13 protein-coding genes are annotated in these 14549 nt (G+C 37.3%); 2 read left to right on the top strand and 11 right to left on the bottom strand.

Annotated elements, in window-relative coordinates; genetic code table 11:
* Positions 1-85: 85 nt before the first annotated feature.
* The 4 genes from AB3I20_RS03650 to AB3I20_RS03635 form a co-directional block, all read right to left on the bottom strand.
* Positions 86-460 carry a hypothetical protein gene (locus AB3I20_RS03650; protein WP_368026950.1) on the bottom strand — a complete coding sequence of 125 codons (375 nt, stop codon included), beginning with the start codon at positions 458-460 and terminating at the stop codon, positions 86-88.
* Between the two features lie 205 nt (positions 461-665).
* Positions 666-2243 carry a peptide chain release factor 3 gene (locus tag AB3I20_RS03645; protein ID WP_067480807.1) on the bottom strand — a complete coding sequence of 526 codons (1578 nt, stop codon included), beginning with the start codon at positions 2241-2243 and terminating at the stop codon, positions 666-668.
* A 163-nt stretch (positions 2244-2406) separates the two neighbouring features.
* Positions 2407-3783 (bottom strand): hemolysin family protein, encoded by a 1377-nt coding sequence (locus tag AB3I20_RS03640; RefSeq protein ID WP_067480803.1) that lies wholly within the window; start codon positions 3781-3783, stop codon positions 2407-2409.
* A gap of 126 nt (positions 3784-3909) precedes the next feature.
* On the bottom strand, positions 3910-5067 hold the full coding sequence (locus tag AB3I20_RS03635) for an AI-2E family transporter (RefSeq protein ID WP_071868236.1): 1158 nt from the start codon (positions 5065-5067) through the stop codon (positions 3910-3912).
* A gap of 116 nt (positions 5068-5183) precedes the next feature.
* Here AB3I20_RS03635 and AB3I20_RS03630 point away from each other — a divergent pair, with 116 nt between their 5' ends.
* Positions 5184-5627 (top strand): GNAT family N-acetyltransferase, encoded by a 444-nt coding sequence (locus AB3I20_RS03630; protein WP_067480796.1) that lies wholly within the window; start codon positions 5184-5186, stop codon positions 5625-5627.
* Between the two features lie 53 nt (positions 5628-5680).
* Here AB3I20_RS03630 and AB3I20_RS03625 read toward each other — a convergent pair whose 3' ends face one another.
* The 3 genes from AB3I20_RS03625 to recX form a co-directional block, all read right to left on the bottom strand.
* Positions 5681-6214: a DUF402 domain-containing protein gene (locus tag AB3I20_RS03625; protein ID WP_067480792.1), complete on the bottom strand. Its 534-nt coding sequence runs from the start codon at positions 6212-6214 to the stop codon at positions 5681-5683.
* A gap of 93 nt (positions 6215-6307) precedes the next feature.
* Positions 6308-7495: an A/G-specific adenine glycosylase gene (mutY, locus tag AB3I20_RS03620; RefSeq protein WP_095803729.1), complete on the bottom strand. Its 1188-nt coding sequence runs from the start codon at positions 7493-7495 to the stop codon at positions 6308-6310.
* Positions 7488-8288 carry a recombination regulator RecX gene (gene recX, locus AB3I20_RS03615; protein WP_067480787.1) on the bottom strand — a complete coding sequence of 267 codons (801 nt, stop codon included), beginning with the start codon at positions 8286-8288 and terminating at the stop codon, positions 7488-7490. Before recX ends, mutY begins: the two co-directional genes overlap by 8 nt.
* 107 nt (positions 8289-8395) lie before the next feature.
* Here recX and rlmD point away from each other — a divergent pair, with 107 nt between their 5' ends.
* A complete protein-coding gene (gene rlmD / locus AB3I20_RS03610) occupies positions 8396-9772 on the top strand; it encodes a 23S rRNA (uracil(1939)-C(5))-methyltransferase RlmD (RefSeq protein WP_071868233.1) in 1377 nt (458 codons plus the stop codon).
* 94 nt (positions 9773-9866) lie between these two features.
* Here rlmD and AB3I20_RS03605 read toward each other — a convergent pair whose 3' ends face one another.
* The 4 genes from AB3I20_RS03605 to AB3I20_RS03590 form a co-directional block, all read right to left on the bottom strand.
* Positions 9867-11114, bottom strand: a complete 1248-nt coding sequence (locus AB3I20_RS03605) for an LCP family protein (protein ID WP_270346104.1) — start codon at positions 11112-11114, stop codon at positions 9867-9869.
* A 391-nt stretch (positions 11115-11505) separates the two neighbouring features.
* Complete coding sequence (locus tag AB3I20_RS03600; RefSeq protein WP_231885359.1) at positions 11506-12510, bottom strand: DUF916 and DUF3324 domain-containing protein; 1005 nt, start codon at positions 12508-12510, stop codon at positions 11506-11508.
* A 33-nt stretch (positions 12511-12543) separates the two neighbouring features.
* Positions 12544-13152, bottom strand: a complete 609-nt coding sequence (locus AB3I20_RS03595) for a WxL domain-containing protein (protein WP_067480775.1) — start codon at positions 13150-13152, stop codon at positions 12544-12546.
* A 24-nt stretch (positions 13153-13176) separates the two neighbouring features.
* Positions 13177-14541 (bottom strand): adhesive domain-containing protein, encoded by a 1365-nt coding sequence (locus AB3I20_RS03590; protein WP_368026948.1) that lies wholly within the window; start codon positions 14539-14541, stop codon positions 13177-13179.
* Between the last annotated feature and the right edge of the window lie 8 nt (positions 14542-14549).

The raw sequence follows: 14549 nt of genomic DNA, 5'->3' as shown, positions 1-14549 counted from the left end.
AATAGGCTCTTCTGTGCTATTGTTTTATCTTTTAGCTAGTTATTTCTTTCTATTAATTCATCAAGTGTTTTCTCAAGCATTTGTATTAATGATATCCTCGCCTTTTGATTTCCACCGCACCGATTGTTACAATTGTTGCAACCAACAGAGTGACTCCACCAACAACAATAAAGGAAGTGTAGTCAACATAACTATGATCAAGAAACATTTCAACGCTAGCAATAGTAAAAAAAATCAAATAAACCAAGATGAATAGTAACCACTTAGGCAAAGACAGCTTTGAAAGAAGCAACATTGCCCCATAGAGAAATAGAAACGTATAGGTCGTTTGCATGTTACTAAATAGGAAGCGATGATTGAAGAGATTTAAAAAGCTTTCGCCTATTGCAACTAAACTAACCACTGCAATCATCCTATAAAATGGTGATTTCTTAAGAATTTGATCTATTTTTCGAAACATGTCTGGGCCCACCTCACATCATTTTTTCTTCTATGTAATCAATCAAAATCCATTTCTTTTATACTTAATCCTGTACTTTATTATAGCATAGGAATGTTTCGATCATTCCAAACAAAAAAAGCCCTTTTCCATCAAATTTTGACAAAAAAGAGCTTTTGTAAGTGTACGATTTTTATTTTTTACAGCTGATTCACGAGCAATCTTTTTAGAGCAAACTTTTCAATTCAACATCCGGATACTTGTCGCTAAACCAGCGCATGGCGAATTGATTTTCAAACAAGAAGAGTGGTTGATCGAAACGGTCACGAGCTAAGATATTTCGACTTGAACTCATCTTTTCGTCTAGGTCTTCTGGATTGATCCAACGCGCGATTTTATTCCCCATTGGCGTCATAATGACTTCTGAATTGTATTCATTCATCATTCGGTATTGGAAAACTTCAAATTGGAGTTGTCCTACAGCACCAATAATGTATTCTTCAGTCAAATAAGTTTTATACAACTGAATTGCACCTTCTTGAACCAATTGTTGGATTCCTTTATGGAAAGATTTTTGTTTCATCACATTTTTTGCTGTGACTTTCATAAACAATTCTGGTGTAAATGAAGGCAATTCTTCATAAGCAACTTTTAATTTTCCTTCATATAAAGTATCACCAATTTGGTAATTTCCGGTATCATAGACCCCAATAATATCACCTGCAACTGCATTTTCGACATTTTCACGAGCATCTGCCATAAATTGAGTCACATTACTTAATTTCAATTTTTTGCTTGTACGTTCCAAAGAAACGTCCATTCCGCGCTCAAATGTTCCTGAACAGATTCGCACAAAGGCAATTCTGTCACGATGTGCAGGATTCATATTTGCTTGAATTTTAAAGACAAAGCCTGAAAATTCTTCTTCGTAAGGACTAATGACTTGCTCATCCCGAGTTTTATGTCCATGTGGTGATGGCGCTAAGTCTACAAAAGTTTCCAAGAAAGTTTGCACCCCAAAATTCGTTAACGCTGAACCAAAGAAGACAGGTGTTTGCTCACCTCGTGCAATTTTTTCCGCATTAAAAGCATCGCCGGCTTCTTTGACTAACTCAACCTCTTCCAATACTTGTGAGTAAATTGAATTTTGAGTTAATGGATGATTGTCAGGCAACAAGCCATCTTCATCTAGTTCAACTAAACGTTCATCGTTATAGTTTTCAGGACGGTAAAATTCCACACGATTATGGTAAATATCATATAAGCCTTCCAACCCTTTTCCCATACCAATTGGCCAGTTCATTGGGTAAGACTCGATATCCAATAATTCTTCGAGTTCTTCAAGTAATTCAAGTGGTTCGCGACCATCACGATCTAGTTTATTGATGAAAGTAAAAATCGGGATACCGCGTTTTTTGACAACTTTAAATAATTTTTTCGTTTGTGCTTCGATCCCCTTCGCGCTATCAATCACCATCACTGCACTGTCGACAGCCATCAATGTTCGATAAGTATCTTCAGAGAAGTCTTCGTGTCCAGGTGTGTCCAAAATATTGACGCGTTTTCCTTTGTAATCCAATTGCATCACTGAACTGGTAACTGAGATCCCACGTTGTTTTTCGATTTCCATCCAGTCAGATTTAGCAAAATTCCCTGTTTTTTTTCCTTTAACCGTACCGGCTTGGCGAATTGCACCACCAAACAAAAGTAATTGTTCAGTAATCGTTGTTTTCCCCGCATCCGGATGGGAAATAATCGCAAATGTGCGGCGATTATCAACTTGTTGTTTTAATTCCTTGTTCATAGATTAACTCCGTTTCTTCATCATTTATTTACTGTTTCCGCGAATACCTAATAGTCTCGTCTTACAACTAGATTAGTATATCATGTATTTCTTGAATGAAACAGTCAGTGAGTGGATAAATTCAAAAAAGAAGCTATGATTTTCATCACAGCTTCTCTTCGTTTTATCTTCTAAGTTCGTCGTCTTCGAACTCTTTTCTAAAATAACGACGTTCCTCTTCTGGCTCGACTTCGACTTCTTCTGGATCATGGAATTGGACACGAATTTTTAAAATTCTTGATCCTTCCATTTCTTCTGAAATCAATGTCACGTTATCAACATCAAACGAAAGCTTTTCGCCTTCATCAGGAATCAATCCTAATGCTGTAATCAAGTAACCAGCCATCGTGTCGACATCGCTCATATGAAGATCTGTGTCAAACGCTTCATTGAATTCGTCGATCAGCATCCGTCCTTGAATGATATATTCATGTTCTGCTACTTTTTCATAAAGGCTTTCAACTTCATCAGATTCATCGTCGATTTCACCAACGATTTCTTCTAGCAAATCTTCTAAAGTTGCTAAACCTACTACACCACCATACTCGTCAAGCAAAATGGCCATTTGATTTTGTGTTTTCTTCAATTCATACAACAAATCATCAATAAAAATTGTTTCAGGAACAAACAATGGTTCTTGCATGATTTTACGAATTTCTAAATTAGCAAAGCCAAATTTGTGAGCAGCTTTTAATAAGTTTTTCGTATGAAGAATCCCGATTACTTTATCCTTATCTTCGTTATAGACAGGTATTCGAGAATAGTTTTCGGATAAAACTTCATTGATATTATCTTCAACGGAATCATTGATGTCGATCATAAAAGCATCCGTTCGAGGTACCATCACTTCTCGCGCAACTTTCGTATCTAAAGAAAAAACACCTTGCAACATTTCTAGTTCTTCATTATCCAAGACACCTTCTGTTTCCAACATGTAACGCATTTCGTCTCGAGTCATCTTTGAGTCCTCATCGTCAAATGTCATCGGAGTGATTCGGGCTAACAAACTAGTTGAGGCAGACAACAACCACACGAAAGGTTTTGCTACCACACCAATTGCTCGGATAAAACCAGAAGTTAATTGTGCAACTTCTTCAGATTTATTCAAAGCGATTCGTTTTGGATAAAGCTCACCAAAAACAATCGATACATAAGTTAAAATCGCTAAAACAATCACACTAGCAAGATTTTTTGCTGCCGCACTACCACCTAGCACTGGAGCAAGTTTCTCAGACAACGTATTGGCCAAAGAAGCACCAGATAAAATGTTGACCAACGTAATCCCAACTTGAATCGTAGATAAAAAGTTGGTAGGGTCTTGCAATATTTTCAAAAGTTTTTGTGATTTTGTATCTCCTTCTTCAGCTTTTTGTTCAACCCGGTTTTTATTGATAGACACAACCGCAATCTCTGAAGCAGCTAAAAAAGCATTGATCAATGTCAAAACGATCAATAATAAAATCTGCGCTAACAGCGACTGACTCTCAGGGTCAGCATTCATAATCGCATTCTCTCCTTGTTAAGTTAAATTTTTTTAGTTTACGATAGAAAAAAACGTGGCTAGGTAGCCACGTTAAAATGGTATCACAAAGCGATTTTCTTTGCAATAAAAATAGCGGTGCACGTCTTATGGTGTCGTCGCGATTTTCTTCGTACTTTCGTTTCGCTGATCTTCCTTAACGATTTTGATAACATAAGAAACAATTGTTTTACAAATCGCATAAAAAGGTACACCTAAGAAGATTCCTAATAGTCCAGCAATATTTCCAGCAACTAGTAAGACGATAATAATTGTTAATGGATGGATTTTCAATGATTTCCCAATAACATTTGGATAAATGATATTTCCATCTAGTTGTTGAACGACTAATACAACGACACAGCAAAGCAATGCTTTAAATGGCTCATTGAAAACCGTCACTAAAAAGGCTGGAGCTAACCCTAAATAAGGACCTAAGTAGGGAATCAAATTGGTCAATCCTGCAATCACGCCGAATAAAAAGGCATAATCAACCCCTAGAAGAAAATATCCTAGGAAGGTAAATGTACCGACAAATAAACATTCGATTGCTTGCCCACTAATATAGTTAGCTAATGTTTGATTCAGTTGGCCAAGTAATTCGACAATTTGACTTCTTCTTTTTTCTGGGAAAAAGCGCTCAATATTCGGTACTAACTTTTCACCATCTTTTAGCATATAGAACAAAATAAATGGTGCCGTCACAATCACGATTGTCGCAGAAGCAATCGTTCCAACAATCGAACCTAAGCTAGAAGAGATTCCGCTTAAAAATTGTTGAATGATTCGCCCATAAGAAATATCTAGCTGGTCTAAATATTTGCTGATATTCACTTCTTTAAAAATCGGCAATTCTGCCATTTCTCTTAACCAGCGTTCGACCTGTTTGATGAAGTCAGGCATGTTTGAAGCCAATGAAGAAATTTGTTGTACCAGATTTGGGATTACGCTTAGTAAAATCCAAATAATTGCCGTTAATAACATCAGCAATACAAGAACCACTGCCCAAGTTCGTTTGATTTTTGTTCGCATCAGCAACTTAACAATCGGATTCAAAATATAATACAAGAATCCAGCAATTAAAACTGGTGCAAATAAGGTTGAAAAAAATGTCCCAATGGGTTCAAATATAAAATTGATTTTTGAAGAAACCAAAATCAATGTGGCTAAGATCAATAATTCAAAAGACCAAAACATTAATTTGGAATTTCTCAGTTTTTCAAACAATCGATTTCCTCCTTTTCTCTTTTTTATAGTATAGCGCATCTAGTTTAAAAATTCTTCTCTAACTTCTCTTTTTTTATCTAACGACTAGGATTGCCACGGCTTTTCATTTCACAAACTTTCCAGTATACTAAAAAATAATGAGAGGTGATTGTAGAATGAAAATCGTACAAACAAGAGATACGTTAAGTGGGATTTATTTAGATGCTATTCGCATTCGACATCAAGTATTTGTCGTTGAGCAAGGCGTTCCATTAGAACGAGAAATTGATAAAGATGAAGCTAGATGTATTCATTTTGTCCTTTATTCAGAAAAAAAAGAACCCTGCGGAACTGTTCGTTTACTACCATTAGATAATGGCAAAATGAAATTGCAGCGAATGGCAATTCTTCAAAATTTCCGTCAACAAGGTTTAGGAAATCATTTAGTGAAAGAAGCGGAAGAATTCACCAAAAATCAAGGCTACAATACCATTCTTTTAGGTGCTCAAGAAACTGCTGTGAATTTTTATTCCAAACTAGGTTATGAAATTTATGGCGAACCATTTGAAGATGCGGGAATGCCTCATCTACATATGCGAAAAAAAATGTCACAACCATAAAAAAGAACAGCGAGTTTAAGAAAAATTTCTTAAGCTCGCTGTTCTTTTTTGTTTTACTTTCGCGACAATTGCTTATAACGATCATACCAAACATCAATATAGCCTTCAGAAAAAGGTCCTTGTTCATTATTGATCCAGTCAACTAAAATCTTCACATTCTCTTTTAAAATGAAGTCGATGTCATTAGGATAATGCATGATTTTACTATGCATTTCATATTCATCAACATCCAACAATCGTTTCTCTCCATCAGGAAACACCTTGATATCTAAATCATAGTCGATATACTTCAAGGCTTCATCGTCTAATAAAAAAGGTGAAGCTAGATTACAATAATAGGAAACCCCCTTTTCACGAATCATTGCTATTACATTAAACCAGTATTTTTTGTGGAAATACACAATCGCTGGTTCTCGCGTTACCCAGCGGCGACCGTCAGACTCGGTAACTAAAGTGTGATCGTTCACGCCAATCATTGAGTGTTCGCTTGTTTTTAATACCATGGTATCACGCCACGTTCGATGCAATTTGCCGTCGTGTTTGTAACTTTGGATCGTGACAAACTCTCCTTCTTTTGGAACTCCCATAGCAACCCTTCCTTAAGCAGCATCTTGTGCTTTGTGTTTGGGTGTTCATTACACCGACATCGTAATTATTATATCAATAAACTTTCTCTTTGCCTAGGAAGGATTACGATTGTTTCTATTTTTCTCAAGTTGTTCCACCAATTTCATTTGAACTTTCGGAAAAACAAATTGAGCAAACTTTGCTTCATCAGTCCACAAAGCAGCTTCTGTTTCCGGTAACAGCTGATTAGTCCTGCTTGTTGCTCGCCCGTAAAACAAAAGAACATGCCATTTTAAATGACTGAACACATGGACTACCTCGCCCAAATGACGCTTTTGCCAAACGACTGTCTCTTGGTGTGCAAAGGGTAAATCTATCTGTTTTTCTGCGACCAGTAACTCATCAAACAAATTCGGTTGATTGTCAACAACTGATGCCCATTCTTGCTGAAGTTCCTGATACCGTTCAAGTGTGACTTCAACTAACGGAAACGTCCACATGTCTGCCAATAACTTTTGACTGGTTCGTTTTTCCAAATAAAAGCTTCCTGCTTGATCTTGAATTGCTGCTGCCACATAATAAACATCTTTTGGCTTTGCTTTTTTTGTTTTAACAGGAAAGTTGGCTTGTATTCCCCGTTTATTTGCTAAACAAAAAGATTGAATGGGACAAATCTCACATTTGGGTGACGTCGGTGTACAAATAGCCGAACCTAAATCCATGAATGCCTGATTGAATTCTCCCGGATGTTCTTCGTCAATAATGCTTCGAACTGCTTCATCAAAAACTTTCCTACTAGACGCTTTCGCAATGTCTTCTTCAATGCAAAACAAACGACTCACAACTCGCATCACATTTCCATCAATTGCGGGTTCAGGCAAATCAAAGGCAATGCTAGCAATCGCTCCCGTCGTATAAGGACCGATTCCTTTCAACGAACTAATTTCAGCAACTGTTTGGGGCATTTCCCCACCAAATTCACTCATGATTTGTTTCGCTGCTGCTTGAATATTTCGAGCGCGGGAGTAATAACCTAACCCTTCCCAAGCCTTCAATAATTTTTCTTCTGGTGCATTGGCTAACTCCTCAATCGTTGGAAACCACTCCATAAACCGATAAAAATAGTCGATAACTGTATCGACGCGCGTTTGTTGTAACATAATTTCTGAGATCCAGATGCGGTATGGGTCGTGATTATAGCGCCAAGGTAAATTCCTTTTTTCTCTTTCATACCACTCAACAAATTCTTCCTGAAATTCTTTTGTCTGCTCTGTTGACCAGTTTTGCCATTCTTTATTCACTGATTTCTGCTTCCTTTTCTGAAATAAATCGTTGAATCAAATCCAGATTGAATCCTTTTTGATACAGACTTTGTTTGACTTTCATTCTGCGTTTTGTTAAATCAAAACGTGCATTCTTTCGCCATAATTTTTCGCCTTGGCTTACCAACAACTCATACTCAGCTTCCTCATCAACTTCTTGTGGTAATTGGGCAATCGCCTGCTGGATGACTTCCGAGTTAAAGCCTTTAGTCATTAAATTTTGTTGGATTTTTCGTAAAAGTTCTTTCTGACTTTTTCCATGATTTTTTTTATATGCTTTTTGTGCCGCGATACTGGCAACCTCCACTTGGTCTTCAAAAAGATATTGGCTCAATGCTTGCTCGATGATTTCTGGTTTTAGCCCTTTTTGCTGTAATTGCTGGCTCAACTTTCTGGGACCTTTGTCACTCAATCGCATCTGAGTTCGGACGTAGCTTTCTCCGTAAACAAGATCATTAATCAAATCTAATTCTTTCAATCGTGCAACGATTTTATTTCGATCTTCTTGAACAATTTCTTTTTCTTTTAAATAGGTACGAATTTCTTTTTCTGAACGTAATTGATAACTCAAATAATTCAATGCTTGTTGAAAACCAAAGTCTTCTCCACTGCTTTTTTTGATTTCTTTGATTAATTCTTCATCTAACTCTCGTCCCTTTAATAAACGATAACGAATTAAAACATCTTCTGACACGCGCAGTGGCTCGCCAACAGATAAATCGACTTGGTAAAAAGGGCCTTTGCCTTTACTGATCCTCGTCACTGTTATCATGAAACTCCTCCTCGAACATATATTCTCTATCATATCATAGAAACTCCCCGCCGACAGCGATTTTGTGATAGAATAGACCCACATCAAACGAAAAAAAGGAGATACCTATGGCAGAAACAATTGTCAAAACCGGACAAACAGTTCCTTTAAAAATTAAACGACTTGGTATCAATGGTGAAGGCATTGGCTACTTCAAACGATTGATTATTTTTGTTCCCTATGCTTTACCAAAGGAAGAAGTACTGGTAAAAATCACCAAAGCGACACCTCGCTACGCTGAAGCAGAACTTGTGAAAGTGAAAAAGCCGAGTAGTCAACGTGTTGTCGCTCCCTGTCCTGTTTATTACGAGTGTGGTGGTTGTCAATTACAACATTTAGCCTACCATGCACAACTCGATTTCAAAAAAGATTTGCTTTTACAAGCACTTGAAAAATTCAAACCAGCTGGCTTTCGTCATTTTTCTTTATTACCAACGATTGGCATGGAAGACCCTTGGCGTTATCGTAACAAAGCCCAATTTCAGCTAAGAAAAAACAAAAAAACAAACCAAATCGAGGCTGGTTTGTATCAAGCGAATTCACATAACTTAGTTCCGCTGACTGATTGCTTAGTCCAAGAACCTCGAACACAAAAAGTGATGAATACGGTCGTTCGCTTGTTAAATAAATATGATCTACCCATTTATGACGAACGAACAAATAGCGGTATCTTTCGAACAATCATGGTTCGTGTGGGAATCCAAACGGGGGAACTACAAGTCGTCTTCATTACTCGTAGCCAAAAGTTCCCACAAAAAAATGCACTGATTCGTGAAATCAACGAGCGATTACCCGAAGTAGTTTCCATTATGCAAAATGTTCAACCGCAAAAAACTTCTTTAGTAATGGGTGACGAAACAATTCATCTTTGGGGAAAAGAAGCAATCGAAGAACGAATCAATGAAGTCACTTTTGATCTATCGCCACGCGCCTTTTTCCAACTGAATCCAGAACAAACAAAAGTTCTTTATCAAGAAGGAATCAAAGCACTGGCAATCGAAAAAGATGACACAGTTGTGGATGCGTATTGTGGTGTTGGAACAATCGGGTTAAGTGTTGCAAAATATGCCAAAGAAGTTCGCGGAATGGACATTGTTCCTCAAGCAATTGATGATGCAAAAAAAAATGCCACTCGTTTAGGCTACGACAACACTCGCTATGAAGTCGGAACGGCAGAAGAACTTTTACCTAAGTGGCTCGAAGAAGGGTTCCAACCAGATGGAATTATCGTTGATCCACCTCGAACTGGTTTGGATGCGAAATTAGTTCAAGCTTTGTTGAAACATCCAGCCAAAAAATTGGTTTATATCTCTTGTAATGTTTCAACCTTGGCGCGCGACTTAGTTGAATTAACAAACTGTTATCAAGTCGACTACTTGCAATCTGTCGACATGTTTCCACAAACTGCTCGCTGTGAAGTCGTTGTAAAGCTAACAAAAAAATAAACGGATAAAAAGAAGTTTTCATTTCCGATCGATCAACCAAAATCGCCCTATTAAAAGTTACTCAACGACTTTTAATAGGGCGATTCATTTTTAGTTAATAATTTCCATTGTAATTATATTGATTCGTATCTTCTGGTGTATATTGCTCATATGTTTCTTGATTGTTGTTTTGATCGTAGTTATTTTCAGTACCATACCCATTGTCTTGATTGTTATAGTCTTGGTTATAATTACCGTTACCATCTGAGTAGGTTGATGAATAATCGTCTGAATAACTGTTGGAATAGTCATTTGAATAATTATTTGAGTAGCCATTTCCATCGGTGACAATGCTACTCGAAGTTAGACCCGTTCCATCTTCTGAATCATCATAAAACATTTGATACGCATTGTCATTTTCTAAATTAGGCAAAGTACTACTTGTTTTCAAGTCTAATTGTTTTTTCAATTTGTTTTGAACTTTCAATAACTCATTTTGACCAAGAATTTGGTAATAAATTTCGTTAATTGTCGTGCTTTCTCCTTGCAGTTGTCCTTGATCGATTTTGCTGAATGCTGCAGTGTAATTCGTTGCAACATCTAACATGTCGTCCCACTCCAAGTCTGTCTTCACGTTGTTTTCAACTGCTTTTAAAATCTTTTGATAATTGCTCACACCATCTAGACTTAGTACTTTGTTGACGATTTTTGTTACAACTTCACGTTGACGACGTTGACGACCAATGTCCCCTTCTGGATCTTCATGGCGCATTCTGGCATAAGCTAATCCTGTTTCACCATCCAGCTTTTGTTTGCCAACTGGCACGTGAACACCATCTAGGGTAAAGTCGATTTTATTATTGACTTCAATCCCACCAACTGCATCAATCAAATCTTTCATTCCATCCAAATTGATCGTCACATAGTGATCAAGTGGTATGTCCAACAACTGTTCAATCGAATCCATTGCCATTTCAACTCCGCCAAATGCGTAGGCATGATTTAATTTGTCCACTGTTCCATAGCCAACGATGTTCGTATAAATATCACGATCCAAGCTGACAATTGTTGAAGTTTTCTTTTCTGGATTAACTGTCACAACCATCATGGTGTCTGAACGTCCTTGTTCTGTTCGTCCCAATCCACCAGTGTCTAGTCCGAGTAATAAAACGGAAAATGGTTCTCGATCGTCAATACTAACTTTGTCCGATCGTTTAGTTGAAACTCGATTTAAATTCTTTGAAATTTTGTTGACTGTTTGATTTGCTTCACCCATAAATTTGATTCCATATGCCGAAAGTCCGACAATCAAAAGAACAAAAACTCCGAGAAAAGCTAAAACTACTTTTTGCCACCGCTTCATAGTACACCTCTGTTTCACATTTTCTAAAATATTTTCTCATACAACAATTTATTCAGCAATTCCCCACTTTAATCATAATAAAACTTTAAAAAACAGGAACAAAATGCGAGGAAATTATGTAAATTTTCAAAATTCTTCATTATCATACCATAGCACTTCTTTTGAGAAAAGTCAGAATTGTGCATAAATGAGCGATAAATTGACAGAAAATGAAAATTTATGCTGGAAGTTTTGGCACCAAGTGGTTATCTCCAAGCAATGAGAACACTTTTCTAAAAAATAAGTTCTCTTTTTACCTATCCTATTCAAGAACACTTTTATGATAAAAAATTTCTAAATACCACACAAAAAAGCTGGAACACCACACTGTCCCAGCTTTTCGATTCAAACTTTATTCATTTTGGTTATTTTTTCGTAATTTGTTTAGTAACCAGACAATGACTAAAACCAGTCCCACGATTGTCCCAATCCCTAGCCATATCAACCATGGAAACGGCTTTTCAGGTTCTTCGATTGAAGCATCTTTTCTATTGTAAGAGTCAGATGTCTTCTTACTCACCTTGAATAACGTTTCATCACTCCAATGAAAGTTTTCTTTACTAACTGTTATCTTTAAACGATACGTTCCCTCCTCAAACTTTTGTCCTTCTAAAAAAATCAAGTATGCCATCCCGCTATTCGGAGCAAATCCGATTGCTTGATTCCCACTTAATTGAGGAGTTTCTTCATTTCCGTTAAATAACTCATACTGAATATCAGCTGTCGATAAATACGTTGCCTTTGTATTTTGTAAACCTACCTTCACAGCATTTCTGCCATTAACTTGAGTTGGGGAAGCTTCCTTCATTTCAAGAACAGGTTCAATTTTTTCTCGTTCATTTTGTAGCAAGACAGCTATTTCTCGAGAAAAGACATTTTGAATGTTACCTTGTGCTTTTTCTCGTGGCTTTTCTTGAAGATAAATTCCGCCAGCAAGCACACCTTCAAATGGTTTATTTGGCATTGTGACAGTTAACTCAAGAATTTTTTGTTCATTTTCTTTTAAAGTAAATTCTTTTTGTGACAATTGAACTACTTTCTCAATATCGGCTGGTAATGCTTGCGTTGTATCCTGGTTTTTCCCTGAATACTCGACGACACCAAGTTGGTTCGTTCTTGCGCGATTAAAAGAAGGAATAATCGTGACTGGCGACTCTTTTAAATTAGTCACGGTTACTTTTAACTGAACCTCTTGTTCAGGTGCTAATTGCAAATCAAAATAGGCATCATTTTGGGAAGGTATTTCCTGATCCGGCTGAATTTGCGCATCAAAACTTTGAAGTGATTCTCCCTGAACCGGTACTATAAATCCCAAACTCAATCCTACTATTCCGAGTATTCCAATCAACCATTTCACAATTATCCCTCCTCTTTTCATCTACTCAAGTTTTTATGGTTCGGGTGTTGAAGAAAATGTCCAATTCAAGGTTGTCGTATACTCTGCTGCTACTTTATTCGTATTAGCTGGTACCGCTAAAGAAAACTGGTCAATTGCCAAAGAAGTATCCCCAGAATTCTCCCCAGCAGTTGCACTTAATACCGTAAATTCTTGGTTAAATACCTGAATAGCTAATTCATCATTTTCATAAGTGCTTGTTGGGCTTAAAGATAAGTTATTTGTAACTGAACCAAACGATAAACTTAACACTGCATCTGTCAATTCCACTTCGTCACTCGTTTGAAATTGTTCGACTTGTGCTACTTTCACCAGCCAAGTTCCTGTAAGATCTCCTCGGTTATCTCGAACGTCAACTGCTCCAGTTGTTGCAGGCGCTGTCTGTTCACCAGTCGTAGTAGCAATCCAGTTTTCCGGTGTGACGGTTTGAATTGGATGTTCACCAAAATTTAAATCAGTCGGAATCTCACTAGTGTAATCGAATTCCAATGCTCCAGGGATATAATTCACTTCACCTTGTGTCTGTGAGTCTGCCAAAACAAATTGACCAGAGAATAAGCACAGCCCTAACATCGCTAAGCTTGTAAAAATTTTCTTTTTCATAACAATTCCTCCTCCTTTAGCAATCTAACTAGGTGTATCTGACAACACCCACTCCAAAACAGTTTGGTAAGTTCCCGTCGACTTCACAGCTTCTTTTGGAACAAACAGTTGAAATTCACTCAGATTTAATAGAACATTACCTGGTTGCGTCGTTCCATTTAACTGGACAAGAGTTTGTTGAACGCCAACATTTAAGCCAACTGTCTGATTGGCAGTGCTACTAACTGAACCTGCAGGAAAAGTTGAAATCAGATCAGCATTTTTAATTTGTAATTGTGCCAAAAGTTCATTCGTACCTTGGTTCCATGAAGTTAGCTGCTCCACTTTTAACTGCCAAAATTTTTCTACCAATCGCGTATCACTAATTTGAATAACCCCTGTCGTTACTTGTTGATTTTCTTTAGCAATCAGTAACTCATCTATTTGCGTTTGAATGGTATGTTCACCAAAATCCAAATCACTTGGAAGCAATGCCGTTTCCATATCTAATGATCCTGCAGAAAAATAAATGGCTGTCTGCGCAACAGATTCTTCTAGTTGGATCAACGTTTCATCTGTCTGGATAAACATTCCTGAAAAATTTGCAACATAATCACTTGTAATCGCAGGCGAAGAAATTAAAAAAGGTAATGATGCTTGCGTATTTCCTAAAATTGAACCTGCTACCAACGCACGACTATCCGCAGAAGTCGGTGAATTCAAGTTATTAATCAATTGATTCAACGCCGTTGTAAACGGTGTTAATAACACGCCCAAAACCGTTCCAATTAGAGGAATTGCCGTGACAACAGTCAATAGATTTTGAACACGATTTTTTAACGTGGTAGCCAAAATCGGTAATAACCCTTGACTAATAGCTACTTCAAATTGTGTGCTAGTTCTTGGGGTAATCGCAAGAGACAAATTTTGACTACCAAAATTTTCCGAGGTTAATTCCGTTAATGCTTGATTCACAGCCGTTTTATTTGCTGCAGAGACCAGTGGCGAATTAACGATCAGAGAAATTACTGAACTGATTGTCGGCATCAATACTTGTAAAGGGGATTGGCTCAAAGGAACAGTCACCGTCGTCTGTACAGTTGCAGGCCCGTTAACTTGAACATAACCAACCATCTCCGTTGGAATTTCAAGTATTCCGTATTTTTCACCCGTTGTAATCGCTCCAATACCTACGCCATCTTCTCCCGTAAGCACAAAAGTAACTGGCGTATTTTCCACATGCAAAAATGGTTCTTCTACCGTGGTTTGGCTGTTATTTGAAAGTATCGTTGTCCCAAATAGTTCTAAAGAAAGTGCATGAACGACATAAGTCTGACTTAAAATAATCCAAACCAAGCAGAAAGTCATTCCAAGTATTTGCCAAACTTTTTTTCTTTGAAAAAAACACATCTAACCCC

This window comes from Enterococcus sp. C50 (genome assembly GCF_040887505.1).
GTDB classification, from domain to species: Bacteria; Bacillota; Bacilli; order Lactobacillales; family Enterococcaceae; genus Enterococcus_B; species Enterococcus_B thailandicus.
The sequence above is the reverse complement of the archived record's forward strand: the minus strand, read 5'-3'. Positions and strand labels throughout refer to the sequence as shown.